Annotated in this window: 13 protein-coding genes; 2 read left to right on the top strand and 11 right to left on the bottom strand. The window is 64.9% G+C overall.

The features are described from left to right. Positions 1 to 9: 9 nt before the first annotated feature. From WFK98_RS09160 to WFK98_RS09190, 7 genes are all read right to left on the bottom strand, one after another. Entirely contained in the window at positions 10 to 744 is a 735-nt protein-coding gene (locus tag WFK98_RS09160; RefSeq protein WP_336800007.1) for a hypothetical protein, read from the bottom strand. A gap of 11 nt (positions 745 to 755) precedes the next feature. Further along, positions 756 to 2,015, bottom strand: coding sequence for a glycosyltransferase family 4 protein (locus tag WFK98_RS09165; protein ID WP_266337702.1), 1,260 nt, complete (start codon positions 2,013 to 2,015; stop codon positions 756 to 758). Between the two features lie 2 nt (positions 2,016 to 2,017). Next, positions 2,018 to 2,854 carry a class I SAM-dependent methyltransferase gene (locus WFK98_RS09170; RefSeq protein ID WP_266337703.1) on the bottom strand — a complete coding sequence of 279 codons (837 nt, stop codon included), beginning with the start codon at positions 2,852 to 2,854 and terminating at the stop codon, positions 2,018 to 2,020. After that, on the bottom strand, positions 2,851 to 5,097 hold the full coding sequence (locus tag WFK98_RS09175) for a glycosyltransferase family 2 protein (RefSeq protein ID WP_336800008.1): 2,247 nt from the start codon (positions 5,095 to 5,097) through the stop codon (positions 2,851 to 2,853). The genes WFK98_RS09170 and WFK98_RS09175 overlap by 4 nt, the downstream gene beginning before the upstream one ends. A gap of 93 nt (positions 5,098 to 5,190) precedes the next feature. After that, a complete protein-coding gene (locus tag WFK98_RS09180; RefSeq protein ID WP_266337705.1) occupies positions 5,191 to 5,904 on the bottom strand; it encodes a calcium-binding protein in 714 nt (237 codons plus the stop codon). Between the two features lie 300 nt (positions 5,905 to 6,204). Next, on the bottom strand, positions 6,205 to 7,599 hold the full coding sequence (locus WFK98_RS09185; RefSeq protein WP_336800009.1) for an HlyD family type I secretion periplasmic adaptor subunit: 1,395 nt from the start codon (positions 7,597 to 7,599) through the stop codon (positions 6,205 to 6,207). Beyond that, entirely contained in the window at positions 7,596 to 9,278 is a 1,683-nt protein-coding gene (locus WFK98_RS09190; RefSeq protein WP_266337707.1) for a type I secretion system permease/ATPase, read from the bottom strand. The genes WFK98_RS09185 and WFK98_RS09190 overlap by 4 nt, the downstream gene beginning before the upstream one ends. Before the next feature lie 308 nt (positions 9,279 to 9,586). On the opposite strand from WFK98_RS09190, the gene WFK98_RS09195 reads away from it, so the two are divergent. After that, on the top strand, positions 9,587 to 10,150 hold the full coding sequence (locus WFK98_RS09195) for a MarR family transcriptional regulator (RefSeq protein WP_266337708.1): 564 nt from the start codon (positions 9,587 to 9,589) through the stop codon (positions 10,148 to 10,150). Positions 10,151 to 10,192: 42 nt separating this feature from the next. Beyond that, on the top strand, positions 10,193 to 11,434 hold the full coding sequence (locus tag WFK98_RS09200) for a glycosyltransferase family 4 protein (protein WP_266337709.1): 1,242 nt from the start codon (positions 10,193 to 10,195) through the stop codon (positions 11,432 to 11,434). Here the strand turns inward: WFK98_RS09200 and WFK98_RS09205 are convergent. The 4 genes from WFK98_RS09205 to WFK98_RS09220 form a co-directional block, all read right to left on the bottom strand. Next, a complete protein-coding gene (locus tag WFK98_RS09205; protein ID WP_336800010.1) occupies positions 11,389 to 12,570 on the bottom strand; it encodes an SGNH/GDSL hydrolase family protein in 1,182 nt (393 codons plus the stop codon). The genes WFK98_RS09200 and WFK98_RS09205 overlap by 46 nt on opposite strands. Before the next feature lie 41 nt (positions 12,571 to 12,611). Then, positions 12,612 to 13,715 carry a glycoside hydrolase gene (locus WFK98_RS09210; protein ID WP_336800011.1) on the bottom strand — a complete coding sequence of 368 codons (1,104 nt, stop codon included), beginning with the start codon at positions 13,713 to 13,715 and terminating at the stop codon, positions 12,612 to 12,614. Beyond that, positions 13,702 to 14,940 carry a polysaccharide pyruvyl transferase family protein gene (locus WFK98_RS09215; protein WP_336800012.1) on the bottom strand — a complete coding sequence of 413 codons (1,239 nt, stop codon included), beginning with the start codon at positions 14,938 to 14,940 and terminating at the stop codon, positions 13,702 to 13,704. Before WFK98_RS09215 ends, WFK98_RS09210 begins: the two co-directional genes overlap by 14 nt. Positions 14,941 to 15,029: 89 nt before the next feature. After that, entirely contained in the window at positions 15,030 to 16,205 is a 1,176-nt protein-coding gene (locus WFK98_RS09220; RefSeq protein WP_266337713.1) for a polysaccharide pyruvyl transferase family protein, read from the bottom strand. Between the last annotated feature and the right edge of the window lie 32 nt (positions 16,206 to 16,237).

Below are 16,237 nucleotides of genomic sequence, written 5' to 3' on the forward strand. Positions count from 1 at the left end.
CTGGTCGTGTCAGTTGAGAAAGGCGATCAGCGCCACGCCTGCGCCCACCGCCGCCCCGATCAATCCCGCGAGCAGCAGCAGCAGCGGCTTGGCTTCGCCACGGCCCCGCCGCGCCAGCGCGTCGATACGCCCCTCCAGGCCGGCGACGATGCCGTCGAAGCGCATCAGAAACACCTCCAACTCGGAGAGGCGGCTGACGATCTCGGTCTGCGTGGTCTCGATGTGCTCGAGCTGGGCGGGCGGGGCCTCGCCTGTCGCGGCGCCCTCGGCATTGCGCTGGATGCCGCGCTGGTTGAGCTGAAGCTGGCGCTGAGCCGCCATCAGCACTTCGAGCTTTTCCAGCACGCGCGTCAGCGGCGCCGCGATCAACGCCTCCGCCGCCTGCTCATCCAGCGTCGGCGCGTAGAGGATGCGCTCCTCGCCCGTGGGCGAGATCGCCACGATCGAGAGGTCGCGCTGGCGGTTGATGACGCCTTCGGGCAACGGAATGTCGAAGGCATGCTGGCCGTCGCCGACGCCGTTGCGGCGCAGGTCGGAGCGCAGCTTGTCGGCAGTCGCCTCCACGAGCTTCTCGGAGCCGAGCGAGACAACGATCTGCATCCGCGCGCTCGGCTGGCTGCGATCGAACGCCCAGCCATAAAGGCGGCCATTGTCGATCGCATCGACCCGGCCTGTCAGGCCGACCGGAACCTCGGTGGCCTTCGGTTTCTGCTGCAGGGGAATGGCTTCCGCGGCGGATGGCATGGTGAGCTCCTTCAAGCCGGGATGTTGGCGTGCGAGAGCGCGCCGAAGAGGGTGAGATAGTCGCGCGCGACGTCATCGACGGTTGGCGGCGACACGGCGTTGGCGGAGAGCCGCCGCCAGAGATCGGGATCAGCGGCCGCCTGGCGCAGGGTCCGCGCGAGGTCGATCGGATCATCGGGCGCAACGGTCAGGCCGTTGACGCCATGCTTTATCATCTCGGCCATGCCGCCGATGCCGCTGACGATGACCGGCCGCCCCTGCTGCTGCGCCTCCTGGATGACGAGCGGGGCGTTTTCCCACCAGATCGACGGCACAACGACCCAGTCCACGGCCGCCATCAGGCTCGGTACGTCCTGCCGGCGATAGGGACCGCGCCGCACCACATGCGACGACGTCCGCGCGAAGCGCTCGTCGAGCTCGGTCTTGAACGCATCGGCCTGGAACGGCGTACCGCCATGGATACGGAGCTCGAAATCCGTGCCCGACCCGATCAGCCTCTCTGCCGCGTCGAGCAGCACAGTGCCGCCCTTCCACGGGTTGAGATTGCCGAAATAGCCGAAGATGTTGCGAGGAGCACCGTCCTCGCGCAGCGACGGCACCCTGCCACCGTCCGGCTGGCCGTTTGAAATGACGTCGATCTTGTCTGCGTCCAGGCCCCAGGCGATGAAGCGATCCCGCAGGAAGGCGCTCGGCGAGACAAAGCGGTCGACCGTCGTCAGCAGCGTCTTCAGGTAGCGCTCGCGCAGCAGGAACTGATCGGCGGCGACCTCGGGAAAACAGCCATGGCAGCGGTCGGGCGACGCGCCATGGCAGCGCTCGCGCCCGGTGGTACGCATCATCAACCCATCATGGGCGCAGATCAGGTAATAATCGTGCAACGTCATGACGATTTGTGCTTCCGGCAGGACCCGGCGCACGAGTGCCGGGAACTCCGCGCCGATCAGCAGCAAATGATGGATATGCACAACGTCGGGCCGGAACTCGCGCAGAAGTTCCTCAAGGTCGGGAATCACGCCGTAGAGATCGACCTGGCTCATGAAGAAGCGGTCGAAATGTCCCGCCCAGAGCAGCATCTCGTCGGCACCGCTGCCGATGCCCTGGAAGCTGGTGCCCGGCTTCTCGTCACGATGGATCCGGTTTGTGGCGCCGAGAAAGAGAGCCTCGTGCCCCGCGCGCTGATAGGCGCGGAACAGGTCGTGCGCGAAGATCTCCGTGCCGCCCGGATGCAGGTCGGGATGGTTGTGCGCGACGACCAGAATGCGTTCGGCCATGCTCACCCCTTCTTCTCGACCACGAGGATGTCCTGGTAGTGGGCCGCCTTCTGGCCGCGCCAATGCCCAAGGCTCTTCAGGCAGAGCGAAAGGCCCAGGCCCTGGATAACCCGCTCGAAGAAGCCATCATCGAAGCCGACCGCGGAAAGTGGCGCGGTCCGGTCCACCAGCCAGGCCGGCCCCTCGCCCTCACGCTTGAAAGCAAGGCGCGGATCGCGCTGCGGCAACGCGCGCTGCGCCACCTCGTCGAGGATGAAGGCGGTGATGAAAAGACGGCCGCCCGGCACCAGCAGGCGGCGCGCCTCGCGGATATAGGCGGCGATCTCGCGAGGCGGCAGATGGGTCGCCACCGAGACCATGAAGATGAACTCGAAGCTCTCCGGCTCGAAGGAGAGGCGCAGGGCCTCGCCCTTGATGGCGCCCTTGGGGTTGTAGATGTGATGGGCGACATCGATGTGATCGAAGCGGAAATTGTCGTAGACGGGCGTGATGTGCTGCTTGCACCACGCGACGCCGTCGGCGACCGGATCCACGCCCCAATAGGCGCCCGCCGGCGTCAGGTATTGCGTCAGCGGCACGGCGATGCGGCCGATGCCGCTGCCGATATCGAGCACGCGATCGTCCGGCAGGAGACCGCCGAGCCGCACGAGATGGCCCAGGAATTCGGACCCGATCGCCCGGTAGTCGCCATCGCCGACGAAAATGCTGTCGATGGTCGGTTCCGGCAGAAAGCGGTTTGCCTGGACGCCCTGCATCAGCCAGGCAAGCCGGGTCTCGTCGAAATCCGGCCGCAGGGGAGCGTCGCCGACGGATTTCAACACGGTCACGGCGGCGGTCATGCGGCGCTCCTGCGTCCGGCGAACGCCGCTTCCGCGCCTTCCGGCGAAGCACCCGCCTCGCCCATCAGCGCACCAATGACAGCGTCCCAGCGCTGGGTGTGGAGCCAGGAATTGTAGCGCGAGGCGATGCCGCGCATGTAGTCGCCATTGCGACGCATCGAACGGCGCTCCAGATGGTAGAGCGCGACGCCCGGCTCATAGGCGATGTTCTGGCCGGAGGCCCGGATCTTCAGGCAGATGTCGCTGTCCTCGTAGTCGCCGATCACATAGTCCTCGGTGAAGCCACCAGCCTCGACGAAGGTCTCCCGCATCATGACGAGGCAAGCCCCCGTCACGGCCGGAACCAGGCGGGATCGGTTGGCCGGCGCATGGGCGCCAGGCATTCCCTTGAAGAAATGATGGTTGAGCCAGGTCCCGCGCGCGTCGCGCTGGAAATAGAGGCCTGCATGCTGCAGTGAGCCGTCCTCGAACAGGAGCTTCGGACCGACCGCGCCGATGCGGGCAGAGCCGCCGAGCCTGTCCGCAAGACGGGCGAGCCAGTTGCCGTCGGTAGGTATCACGTCGGAGTTCAGGAGATTCACCACCAGCCCGCGTGTGAGTTCCACTCCGGCATTGTTGGCGCGGGCATAGCCGGCATTGGCATTCATGACCGCCAGCGTCATCGGCATCTTGTAGAGCCGGTAGAGCCCGCCGAGCAGGTGACTGACATCGTCGGCCTGCTCGGGCGAATCGAGCACGAAGATGATCTCGGCCTGGTCGCGCAGGCCAGGGTCTGTGGCGAATGCCGCAATCTGGAAGCGCAGGTAATCGAGCACGCGATAGAGCGGGATCACGATCGAGAAGACGGGCTCGGCGAGCACCGGACCAAAGTGCTCGACCTTGGCGATCGCCGCGGACTTCACGACGCGGCGCTGGATTTCGGCCAACGCCGGGCCCAGCGTCGTCGCCAGCAGGTCACCGGTCGCATGCTGCAGCGGAACCGAGCGGAGCGCCCCTGCCCGCATCGTGGCGGCGTCGATCGGCTGCGGCTTCGGAATGAGCTTGGTTTCGGTGCCGGAGCGCAACCGCATGCGGAAACGCGGCTGCAGGATCGGACCGGCCGGCTTGTCATGCGGCAGATAGGCGATGAAGCCCGTCGCGTCGTCGCGGCCGGCACCTTCCGCCGTGCCGACCCGGCCGGGAAATTTATGCCAGACCGCGTCGAGCGGACGCGTTGCCTCGGCGGTCACATGGTCGATGCCGGCGATCAGCGCCTGGGGATCGCGAAACCAGCCGCCGACGAGCAGGCCACCATCCAGCGAAAGGGCGAGATCGACTTCGGCGCCCGGCTGAAATGGCGCCAGTTCCACCGCCTTGGGCGGCAGCGCGGCACGCGCCTGCATGTCGATGACTGCAAGCCGTGCCTCTTCCGATTTCAGCGACAGCGAACGGACGAGAAATTCGGTGAGAGCGCCGTCATTGCGCCGCGTCCCCCACCAGCGAAGGAAATTGGTCGGTCGCGTCCCCGCCTTGGCGAGGGCACGGATCGCGGTGCCGTTTTCGCCGACGAGAACCAGCGTGCCGGATGCGAGCGTGGTCTCGTTGCCCTCGACGAGCAGCGTCAGGCCGAGCCGGCCGCTGCGGTCGGGCTTGCGGGCATAGACCTCGCAGGCCAGGCGGCGGACGCCATGCTCGGTCACGAGATGAGCCGACGAGATCGCGCCTAGATCGGCGCTCGTGCTGAACTCGACCAGGGCGGTGTCGCGCGTCGGCATGCAGGCGAGCGCCGCCGGAGCGTTGCCCGGCTGCAGTTCCTGCGTCACGAACTGCACGGCCTCGGCAAAGGCCGGCGAGCGCGACAGGCGGAAAGCGCCGCACCAGGACGTTAGCAAGGCTGTCAGCAGGGAAACGCGGGCGCGACCATCGAGATCGTCGATAAGGGCGGCGATGTCCGATCCGATGAACGGATCCGCGGGATCGACGTCGATCGTGTCGGACGGACCCAGCGTGCCGGCGGAAACGATCAGCCTCAGGGGCGCGCGGGCGCGCAGCGCCCAGAGGATGCGGGTGCCACCATCGACGCGGCCCAGCCGAAGGCTGGCGAGCGGCGCGATGATCTCGCCATCCTGCCGGACGCAGCGTGGCGGAACCGAACAGGGTCCAGGAATGTCCCAAACTATCAGCGACACGTCCGAGGCCAGCTTGATGCTGCGGATCGCGTCGGCATGACCACCGGAAGGCGACAGCGGGACGATTTCCAGCATGCCGGGCACCTCGATATCGCAAAACGCAGGGGAACACTCCTACGGCGTCCGGTGGGAGGGAACCGGACGCCGCAGGCGATCGGCCGACTAGTGTCAGCCGATGACGAAATAGCTGCTCGGATGGTTCTGGACGTCGTGGACATCAACGTTGGCCAGCGTGATCGAGTCGCCGTGGCCAAGATCAATGACAGTGCTCGTGCCGACCTGGGTCGCGCGAGCGGCCAGATCATCTGCGGACGTGATGTCGGTGCCGTTGATGTTCTTCTGGATCTGAAGAATATCTTCACCGGCCTGGAAGTCGAGAACGACGTCGTTGCCGCCACCACCGGTGAATACGAACACGTCCTGGCCATTACCGCCGGTCAGGATGTCGTTGCCGGCGCCGCCGATCAGGATGTCGTTGCCATTGCCGCCATCCAGGATGTCGGCGCCATCGCCGCCCGAAAGGACGTCGTTGCCGTTGCCGCCAAGCAGGATGTCGTTGCCGGCGCCGCCATCGAGGATGTCGTTGCCGTTGCCGCCGTCGAGGATGTCATTGCCCTCGCCGCCGTAGAGCTGATCGTTGCCGTTGCCGCCGAACAGCTGGTCATGGCCTTCGCCGCCGAAGAGCGTGTCGTTGCCATTGCCGCCGAACAGCAGATCGTTGCCGGCATCGCCGTAGAGCGTGTCATCACCCGCTTCACCGAAGATCGTATCATCGCCGTCGCCGCCGAATACGAAGTCGTCACCGGCATGAGCGAAGATGATGTCGCTGAAGCGCGAGCCGAATAGGACGTCGTCATACGCCCCGCCTTCTAGTGTGGCCATTGAGGTCTCCTATGTCAGTCGCATCTCGCCGCCCAGATCGAAGTATCTCCGCGGCCGTCATATCTGCCGCGACCGCTTCGAGTCCCGAAAGATATGACGCACTGCACTATAAGCGAACGGTAGAGACATTCAACGCCAAAGACAAGGATTCTACTCTTTAGATCGCAATTAAACTAGCGCAATTAAGGTCTTATAGCCGTTTATTTGCACGTTTACTTGTATGTCTATAGAAATAATTTGATTCTAAATTTGAACTATATTCAACGCCAAATTGCTGCGCCGCAGCATTGCGGCACAGTCTCACTCCTCGTGGAAGGCGCTGTTCAGGCTGTCGGTGATCGGCGACAGCAGGTAGTCGATGGCGCGGCGCGGCTTGTTGATGATCATCATGTCCGCCGGCATGCCGGGATAGAGCCGCACATCGGGGGCCGAGGCGAGCGATTCCGGCAGGACCTCGGCGCGCGCGACGAAATAGGCGGAGTTCGTCCGCTCATCGACCTCATGATCGGCGGCGATATAGGTCAGCTTCCCCTCCAGCGGGGCGTGGTTGCGCTGGTTATAGGCTGTAAGGCGGATGCGGACCGGCGCACCAACGCGGATCGTGTCGATATCGGTCGGGCTCACACGCGTCTCGATGATGAGCGGCTCGTTCTCGGGCACGATGTCCATCAGCGGCGCTCCGGCACTGATGGCGGCGCCGATCGTGCGCACCTGCGCGTTGACGATTACGCCGGCCTCCGGCGAGCGCACCTCCAGGCGGCGGAGCACGTCGCGCGAGGCGACGATCTTCTCGTCGACATCGGCCAGCTCGCCACGCGTCGTGGCGATATCCCCCGACACCTGCTGCAGCCAGTCCGAGGCCAGCGCCAGCAGCTCCAGCTTGGCGCCGGCCTTGGCCTGCTCGGCCTTTGCCTTGTTCGCAACGAGCTCGCCGCTGTTGCCGACGAGCTGACTGGCGCGCGAATCGATCTCCAGGAGTTGCGAACGCTTCGACAGCCCCTTGGCCACGAGCCCCGCGATCGTGTCGCGCTGCTCCTGCAGCAGCTCACTCTGACGCTTGGTCGCCACGATCTGAGCCGTCAACGCGGCCGTCTCGGCGTCATGCTGCTCGATCGCCTTGCGCTGGACATCGAGGCGGCCGGCCTTGGCGGCGCTGCGGGTCATGAAGAATTTCCGCTCCGCCTCGACCGCATCGCGGGCGGCCGGGTCCGTCGAATCGAGCAGTTCACGCGGGAAATCGACTTGGTCGGCATCTGCCTGCTCACTGCGCAGCCGCGCCAGCTTCGCGATGAGGGCGAAGCGGCGCGCGGTCAGCTGCTGCAGCTCGGAGCGGGCGCGCGTGTCGTCGAGCAGGATCAGGGGCTGGCCGACCTTGACCACGTCCCCTTCCCGCACCAGCAGCTTCTTCAGTATGCCGCCCTCGTAGTGACTGACCGTCTTGCGCTTGGTGTCGACGATGACGGAACCGGAGGAGACGGAGGCGCTGTCGAGATTGGCGGAATAGGCCCAGCCGGCGAAGCCGCCAAAGCCGATCAGCACCGCCGCGACGCCGGCGATGACCGGCATCCGGAAGTTCGGCTCCTTTTCCAGCATCTCGGTGCGCGCCTGGCGGATCGTCGAGGGATAGACGATCGCCGGAACGGCTTCGCGCCGCGCCCGTTCGAGCTCGGTTCTGGTCTGCTTGGGCAATGTCATCGACGATCTCCGCCTTGCGCGATAGCCGGGCTAGACTTGGGCGGCGCCGGGCGCTCGCCAGTCATCGGCGCGACGATATCCGTGCGCGGGCCATACTGGGAAACCCGGCCGTTCTCGAGAACGAGCAGCTTGTCGGCCACCTCCATGATGGCGGGACGATGTGCGATCATGATGACGATCGCGCCGTCCGCCTTGGCCGTGCGGATGGCGCGGATCAGCGCCGCCTCGCCGGTGGCGTCGAGATTGGCGTTCGGCTCGTCCAGCACGATGAGACGCGGGTGGCCATAAAGGCAGCGCGCCAGGGCCACGCGCTGGCGCTGGCCGCCCGAAAGCGTCAGGCGTGCGTCACCGACCGGCGTGTCGTAGCCGAGAGGCAGGCGCCCGATCATCTCATGCACATCGGCGATGCGGGCGGCCTCGATCACGGCACGCGGATCGCCCTCGTCCATGCGGGCGATGTTCTCGCGGATCGTACCGTCCAGCAGCGAAACCGATTGCGGCAGGTAGCCGACCAGCTGGCCGAACGAGGACCGCTCCCAGAGATAGACGCTGTTGCCGTCGAGATAGACGCCGCCGGCGGTCGGCTTGATGATGCCGACGAGCAGGCGCGCGAGCGTCGACTTGCCCGCAGCGGAAGGCCCGATCACGCCCAGCACCTCGCCGGGCGACAGGCTGAAGGAGATGCCCTTGATGATGGGGACATCCTGTCCCTGCGCCGCGTAGATGAGGCGATCGACAACGAGGTCGCCCTCGGCGACCGTGGTAGGCATGGTCTGGCGTTCTGAACCCTCGCTTTCAAGCAGTTCGCGCACCCGCTTCCAGGCGCCGCTCGCCATGATCCATTGGCGGCTGTTCTCGACGACGCTGTCGAAGGGCAGCAGCAGGCGGCCCATGACGATCGTCGCGGCGATCATCGCGCCGCTCGTGATCTCCTGCCGGATCGCCAGGATGCAACCAAGCGCCAGCACAAAGAGTTGCATTCCGTATCGCAAGGTGCGCGTCACGGTCGAAATGATCTTGCCGCGCCGGTTGCCCGTCTCGAGAAGCTGGAGGGCGCTCAGTTGGGCCATACGCCACTTCGAAGCCAGGGCCGACAACATGCCCATGCTCTCGATCGCCTCGGCGTGACGGATCTGGCCGGCGATGTTGGTGATCGCCTCCACATTCGCCTTGTTTGCCTCGCTCAGCAGACCGCGCGTGAAGATGTCCATCGCCACGCTGGATATGATCAGGATGAGCACGGAAACGATTCCGGCGATGCCGAAACCGGGATGCAGCATGAACAGCACGGTGAGGAAGATCGGGCTCCACGCCGCCTCGAGCGGCGCGCTGACCGCATGACTGGTCAGGAAGTTGCGGATGTCGGAGAGATCCCGAAGCGCCTGCGCGGCCTTGCCGGCCCCTTCCCGCGCCGAGGCTCGGATAGACGCCGTCAGCACCGGCTCGTTCAGGCGGCGCACCAGCCTTCCGCCCATCACGAGGAAGACCTGCGAGCGGATGAAATCGAGAATTCCGTAGAGAAGCAGCGCGCCGCCCGCCAGAACCGACAGCATCGCCAGCGTGTCCATGCTACGACTGTTCAGGACGCGGTCGTGCACCTGAAGCATGTAGAGCGGGACAGTAAGTTGCAGAACATTGATGAATGCACTCAGGATTGCAGCATAACCCAATCCCGCCATGAAGGAGCGCCGTGCTTCTATAGCCACAGCCTGGGGAACAGTTGCCTTCCCCGACACCTTCGCCGCCGAAACATTTGGCGACGTTGCTTCAATTTTCGGCATAATATTGTATTGCCTTGAAATTGTCATTTCCGAACTTTATCGTTCAGCTTCAAGGGTGTCCAGAACATACATTTAGTCGAATTTTCGGACAAACTTACTGAGTTCTTGATTCGGTATCGTCTATAAGGGTGGGAGATTCCAATCCGATGATGCGGCAATCTAGAATAGTTGGAATTTTGAACTAAATTCAGCAATGCGGGGTCATAATGACGCGAGAGCTTCTGCAAGCGGCGGTAGAAGTTGAAGAGTCGGAGGGCAGCTACTCATCCGGCAATCCGGCCTCCAGCGTGATCACCGTGGTCACCGAGCATGATCGGGGCCATGTCACGCATTTCGAACTGGCAAGGACGATCGAGCGGGTAAACCGCCGCTTCACCGACCTGCTCCGGATCGAAATGGGCAAGCTCGGCGTCGGCGACATCGGTCCTGCCCAGGTCATGGTGCTGTTCACCATCGGCAATGGTGAGCTCTCGGTGCGCGATCTGCTCGATAAGGGCCACTATCTCGGCTCGAACGTCTCCTACTACCTGAAGCAACTCGTCGACCTTGGCTATATCGACCGCGCCGCCTCGCAGCGCGACCGGCGCTCCGCGCGTATCAGCCTGTCGCAGAAGGGCCACGACCTCTGCAACGCGCTTCGCACGGCGGACGACACCTATCACCGCCTGCTTGTTCGCGATGAGGACGAATCGCGCGAGCTCGACAACGCGTATCGCCTTCTCCAGAAGCTGGAGCTGGTCTGGACGAATGCCACCCGCTACGGCGCCTGACGGTCGGCGTCGATCGATGCGTTCGCCACGAGGCCTCCCGGCGTGAGGGTGCTGTTCATTCACCGGCGCGGCGTGGGGCAGTTCGAACACCTCGCCGCCAACCTCGCCGCCAGCGGCAGCGAGGTGACCCTGATCACCGAGAGTGTCGACCGTCGCCTGCCGGGCGTACGGATCGTGCGGCACCGGGCCGAGCCGCCGCCGAGGCCCGGGGTCGTGCAGAGCAGCCCGCTGGCGACGACCGAACACCACGTGCGCATCGGCATGCGTGTCGCGGAGACCCTCGAAGCGCTGGTGCGCGCCGAGGGTGCACCCGACATCATCCTCGGCCACATAGGCTGGGGCAGCATGATGTTCGTAAAAGACGTCGTGCCCCGCAGCCCGGCGCTCGGCTACTGCGAATTCTTCTACAGCGCCGAGGGCGCCGATGTGGGGTTCGACCCGGCCGACGTCATCGATCTCGACGTCCGCCAGCGGCTTCGCCTGCGCAACGCGGCCCAGCTCGTCACCCTCGACGCGATCGAGGCGGGACTGAGCCCGACCGGCTGGCAGCGCAGCCGCTATCCCGAAAGCACCCAGCGCCGGATCGCGATCTGCCATGACGGCATCGACGTGCGCCGGTTCCGCCCCGACACCGGGCGCGGCATCGCCCTCCCGGACGGACGCGTCATCAAGGCCGGCGATCCGATCGTCACCTTCGCGGCGCGCGACCTCGAGCCCTATCGCGGCTTCCCGCAGGCCGTGAAGGCGGCGGCGCGGGTACTGGAGCGCAACAAGGACGCCATCTTCGTCTTCGTCGGCGGCAATTCCAACAGCTACGGCGCCTCCCGCCGTGACGGAAAAACCTGGAAAGACGCGATCCTGGAAGAAACGCCGCTCGATCCACAGCGTGTATTCTTTCCAGGTCAGGTTCCGCACGCAATATTGACGCGTCTATTCCAGATCTCGACGGCGCACATCTATCTCACCTATCCGTTCGTCCTGTCCTGGTCGGTGCTGGAGGCGATGTCCTGCGGCGCGCTGGTGATCGGCTCGGCGACTCCACCCGTGCAGGAGGTGATCCGCCACGGGCAGAACGGCCTGCTGGTGCCGTTCTTCGAACCCGAAGCGCTCGCCGAGACGATTCTGGACGTACTGGCGCGGCCGAAGGCCTTCGTAGACCTCCGACGCAATGCGCGCCAAACCATCATCGAGCGCTATGCGCTCGACAAGTGCCTGACGCGGCAGCGCTCGCTGATGGCTCAGTTGCTGGGGGCTTCGATGCGCTCGGTAGCCGCGGCCGGCTGAGGCCGGAGATCGGCGACCGGCTCGGCGACGCAGGATTTCAGCGTACCCGTATAGAGCATACCGAGCAGCGGCATCACGCGCGGCCGGGAACCGTCCCCGTCGGCATGGGCGACATTGTCCTTCGGCACATGCCTGGTCACGCCCGGCACGTTCTGCGAGGCCTGCAGGGAGCAGGTGAAACTCGCCGGTTCCTGCAGCAGCGCCGGACCGGGATACAGGAAGTCGCAGCTCAGCATCGACAGCAGGAACTTGAAGGCGCCGTCGCGGACGCCGCCCTTCAGCATGGCCGCCTCGACGGTATCGCTCGCCATGGCGATTTCCAGCGGCGAGATGTCCGGAGCGCAGACATAGGACAGGGCGAGCGGCCGCCCCTTGTCGAAGGTCAGCTTGAGGCGGAAGTCGCCGAGATCAGCGGTTGTCGCGGCGAAACGGCGGTTGCTGTAGACGCGGGGCGGCAGGCCGCAGCTCTCGATCAGCGTCTTGGCGTCGATGATCCGGGCATCGGCGAAATGATAGGGATCGACCGGCAATGGCATGCCGCGCGGCCGGAACGGCGCCGCAAGGATCCGCTCGAGATCATCGGCGATGATGTCGGCAACGATCGTCGTGGCGATCGGCCGGGAATAGTGCCCCTGATCGGCATAGAAGCTCGGATCGGTCACGACCTCGCGGCCGAAGCGGCGCATCAGGTGACGCGACACGTTGACGATCGCGGTGTCATACCAGTCGGAGAGGTAGTGCATGCCCGCGTCGATCGACGGAACCGAGCTGATATAGGAACCGCCGCGCTGGCCGAACACCAGCGATACGATGCGCAGGTCGGGATTGATCGACAGCGCATGGCGGATGACGCCCTCGTAGAAGCGGGCCCAGTGCCGGAACGGCCGGCGCTCGTCGCCATAGACGAAGGCGTCGTTCAGCGCATATTCGATGATCAGAACCTCGGCATTGGCGAGATGATGCTCGTTCGCCTTCAGCTGGAACAGGCCGAAGCCGGAGGTCGTGCCGCCGACGGAGAGATCGGCGATGACATCAAGCGGCAGGCCGCGATGCGCCATCCGCGCCAGCAGCGTCGGCCAATAGCCGGGCTGCATGACCGTGTTTGAGCCGCCGATAACGATAGTCCGGAGCGCCATGCGCGCATTCCTCCCTGCAACTTCCAAACGCGACGAGGACCTCAGTCCGTCACCGGCCTTACGGCGGCGCGGCCGGCCGAAGACAGCCCTCCGCAGCGCCAGACGCTGTAGGGCGTCTTGCTGTCCCAATCGAAATAATAGGCGGCCTCGACCCGGCCGGCCGTGATATCCCGGTCGATGATGGCGCGCAGCTGGTCGACCAGGACGGCGCGCTTCTCGTCGGAGATCGGACAAGTTGGCGAGGTGTTCGCGACACCCCATTCGGTGATCCAGCACGGCTTGCCGGCCCGGTCGACGCCGCAGAAAGAAAGCGCATCGCGCACGAGCGCATCGCGGCGCGCCCGCGTGCCGCCGCTGCCGGGATAGACGTGGATGCCATAGGCGTCGACGAGCGTGTCGAGGCCGCTCGCCTGCATGCGGGCCGTCCATTCCGCCGGCGGGATGATCTCCAGCCCGACGCGCCGCGAAAATGGTAGCGGCATGTCCGAAAGACCGGCCGAGATCAGCTTCGCATCGCGGTTCAGCTTCGATGCCCGCATCTCCTCGCCGGTCACGCGGACGATCGCGACATAGCGGTCGATGCCCTGCGCGACCTTGGCCGGGTCGCCCGGCGTGATGGCGGATTCGGATTTCGGCTTTCGCACGGTAAGATCGCCGTTGTAGCCGGCCCAGTTGATCTCGTTGCCGGGCTCCACCGCGACGACTGGAATGCCCATGGCATCCAGCTTGGCCAAGGCATCGCGGATCACGACGCGATAGCGCTCGGGATCGAGATCGGACAGCCGGTAGGCATCATGGCTGCGGCCCATGGCCGAGCGGCGCTTGGTGCCCTCGGGATAGAAATCGGGATTGTTCAGCGAGATTTCGAGCAGGATGCGCAGTCCGGCCGCATGCGCGATGCGGACCGCATCCAGGCTCGGATCGACCGGCGCGCTCAGCGACAGGCGCACCGAAACGACATCGCTCTTCTTCATCGCGTCGATGATCGCCTGCCGCTCGGCCGGCTTTGCCCAGCCGAGATTGACCCGGTTGAAGCCGAGTTCGGCAGCATCGGCCGGGACACCGAGAACCGCGCCGAGCCACGCCATCGCCCCGGCAAAGGCCGGAGCGATGCGCGACAGAGGACGTGGATCAGGCCGGCTCATGCGCGCGGACCGCCGCGACCGGGGGCTTGGCGACGAGCGACGCCGGCGCCTGCTTGATGCCGATATCGTTCAGCGCGGTGCGGAAATTGGTCTCGCAGGCGTTGTATCGGTCGATTACCGCCGGCGCGTCGATGGTCGACAGGAACTCCTTCAGATACGCCTTCTTCTGCGGCTCGCGGTTCCAGATCCCTGCCTCGATATGCGGGAAGCCGATGAATTCCAGCATCTCGCGCATGCGATCGTCGACGGCGATCATCAGCGACGGGATGCCGGCCTGCATGGTGATGATGCAGCCGTGGAAGCGGCGACCGAAGGAAAGATCCAGCTGCGACGCCCAGGTGCGCCAGCGATTGGTGTCGAAGAAGACGTGCAGCTCGTTCTTCCGCTGCCACTTCTCCTGGTGCTTGTATTCGAGCGGTGCGACGATGCGGCCCGAGGGCGCGTCATAGGCGGCCGTGGTGTCGTCGCCGACGATGTTCATGTTGTAGACGACGACTTCGTCCTGGATGACGTAGTGCGCGGTGCTGTCGGGCTTCAGCAGCACATGCGCGTCGACGATGGTGTCGGCCACGCTGCCAAGATAGCCGCCGAAGGCGATCTTCTGGGATTCGACTAGGCCGGGATTGGCAATTCCGTTGAGCGCCTGGCGCATGCCATCCGGATTGAAATAGAGCGACGGGCAGCCGGTCGGCCGCACGAACTTCATCCCTTGTTCCTTCAGGAACCCGGAGGTGAAGTAGCCGCGGGTCAGGAAGTAGCTCTCCTTGGCGCGCAGCACCTCGAGGAACTTCTGCGTGCCGGCCGGCAGGTCGTCGCGCAGATTGGCCTTGCGCTGGATGCCGATGCCCATGACGACGACCGGCATCTTCAGCTTCTCGAACACCTGCGCTTCCAGATCGGCCGAATAGCCGGGTCGGAGCAGATTGGCCGAGGCGAACACGCAGATGTCGAAGGACCGGCTGATCTCGTCATAGACCTCCTGCGAGGCCAGGCTATTGGCGAGGTGCCAGAACGGCATGTAGACGACGTCATGACCCCGGAGCGCGTGACCGGCGCCCTCGCCGATCAGGTAGTTGCCGGTGTTGGCGATCTTCTTGACCTGGTCGATGACGTCCTTCTTGGAGCGGATGTCGTCGAAATAGGGCCGGTGGCGCACCGTCGCGCCGGTCACGCCGGCCACGGTTCTCTGCAGGTAGGAAGGGATGCCGGTCAGCAAGATGCGCATGACGCTCGTCCTCTGAATGATTGCGTATCCGAAACGGGGCGCCGCCCTGCCCGGCCCGGATGGGCGCGGGCGGGCGGGAAGCGTGCGAACTAGTTCAGGCCGATATCGCGAAGCGCCGTCCGGAAGTTGCTTTCCCGGTCGTTGTACTTCTCCACTACCTGCGGAACGTTCAGATCCGCCAGGTGATCGGACACGAATTCGGCGCGGTCGTTGGCGGCTTCGAGCGCAGACGCCTCGACCGCCGGCAGCCCGGTGAAATTGAGCATCTCGCGCATGCGGTCATCGACGGCGACCATCAGGCCGGGCACGCCGGACTGCAGCGCTATGATGTTGCCGTGGAACCGGCGACCGATGGAGAAGTCCATCGACGAGGTCCAGGCGCGCCACTGATTGGTGTCGAAGAAGGTGTGCAGCTTCAGCTTGCGCTGCAGCTGGTCGGAATGCTTGTAGCTGAGGTCGCCAATCATCCGGCCCGAGGTCGAGTCAAAGACACGACCGTCCTTGTTGGGCTCGACCTTCATGTCGAAATGCAGGAACTCGTCCTGCACCACATAGAAGTTCTCGCTCTCCGGCTTGCTCAGCATGTTGACGTCGCGGACGGCTTCTTCCGTCGCGCCGAGATAGCCCGAGAAGACGGTACGGCCGCTGCCGACCTTGACCTCCGGCAGCCGCTTCAGCGCCGTGCGCATGTTGTCCGGAAGGAAGTAGACCGACGGACAGCCGGTCGGACGAACGAACGAGAAGCCGCGCGACTTCAGGAACTCGGCCGTCTCATAGCCGCGCGTCAGGAAGTAGTGCTCCTTGCCCTTCAGCACGTCGAGCAATTGCTGGGTGCCGGCGGGCAGGCCGGACTCGAGATCGGCGCGGTTCTGGATTCCGATGCCGAGCATGACGATCGGCATGTTGAGGTTCTTCAGCACGAGCGCCTCGGCGTCGGCCGACAGCCCCTTGCGCAGCAGGTTGGCGCAGGTGAAGACGCAGATGTCGAAATTGGAGTTGATCTCGTCGAGGCCAGTGCCGTTCACGCAGGCATTATGCAGATGCCAGAACGGAACCTGCGTGGCGCTCGACGGCATGGCGCGCAGAGCGCCCTCACCGATCAGATAGTTGCCGGTGTTGGAGATGTTGCTCAGTTCGCGGAGGAAAGCTTCCTTGCTCTCGGGCTGAAGCTGCTGCTCGCCGTAGTTGACGGTCGCGCCCTTCGCGCTCCGGACGAGCCTCGTATAGTGACCGGGAATGCCTGTGATCAGGATTCTCGAACGCATGCAGACGTACCTTTCCTCAGATTCCGGAGCTG

Source organism: Kaistia sp. MMO-174, from assembly GCF_037147815.1.
Lineage (GTDB): Bacteria > Pseudomonadota > Alphaproteobacteria > Rhizobiales > Kaistiaceae > Kaistia > Kaistia nematophila.

Bases quoted from the DNA above. Each gene is read 5' to 3' on its own strand.
- WFK98_RS09190 (WP_266337707.1), bottom strand. From the start codon at position 9,278: ATGGCGGGATTGGGTTATGCTGCAATCCTGAGTGCATTCATCAATGTT.
- WFK98_RS09215 (WP_336800012.1), bottom strand. From the start codon at position 14,940: ATGCGCATCTTGCTGACCGGCATCCCTTCCTACCTGCAGAGAACCGTG.
- WFK98_RS09205 (WP_336800010.1), bottom strand. From the start codon at position 12,570: ATGGCGCTCCGGACTATCGTTATCGGCGGCTCAAACACGGTCATGCAG.
- WFK98_RS09160 (WP_336800007.1), bottom strand. From the start codon at position 744: ATGCCATCCGCCGCGGAAGCCATTCCCCTGCAGCAGAAACCGAAGGCC.
- WFK98_RS09165 (WP_266337702.1), bottom strand. From the start codon at position 2,015: ATGGCCGAACGCATTCTGGTCGTCGCGCACAACCATCCCGACCTGCAT.
- WFK98_RS09210 (WP_336800011.1), bottom strand. From the start codon at position 13,715: ATGAGCCGGCCTGATCCACGTCCTCTGTCGCGCATCGCTCCGGCCTTT.
- WFK98_RS09220 (WP_266337713.1), bottom strand. From the start codon at position 16,205: ATGCGTTCGAGAATCCTGATCACAGGCATTCCCGGTCACTATACGAGG.
- WFK98_RS09185 (WP_336800009.1), bottom strand. From the start codon at position 7,599: ATGACATTGCCCAAGCAGACCAGAACCGAGCTCGAACGGGCGCGGCGC.
- WFK98_RS09170 (WP_266337703.1), bottom strand. From the start codon at position 2,854: ATGACCGCCGCCGTGACCGTGTTGAAATCCGTCGGCGACGCTCCCCTG.
- WFK98_RS09195 (WP_266337708.1), top strand. From the start codon at position 9,587: ATGACGCGAGAGCTTCTGCAAGCGGCGGTAGAAGTTGAAGAGTCGGAG.
- WFK98_RS09180 (WP_266337705.1), bottom strand. From the start codon at position 5,904: ATGGCCACACTAGAAGGCGGGGCGTATGACGACGTCCTATTCGGCTCG.
- WFK98_RS09175 (WP_336800008.1), bottom strand. From the start codon at position 5,097: ATGCTGGAAATCGTCCCGCTGTCGCCTTCCGGTGGTCATGCCGACGCG.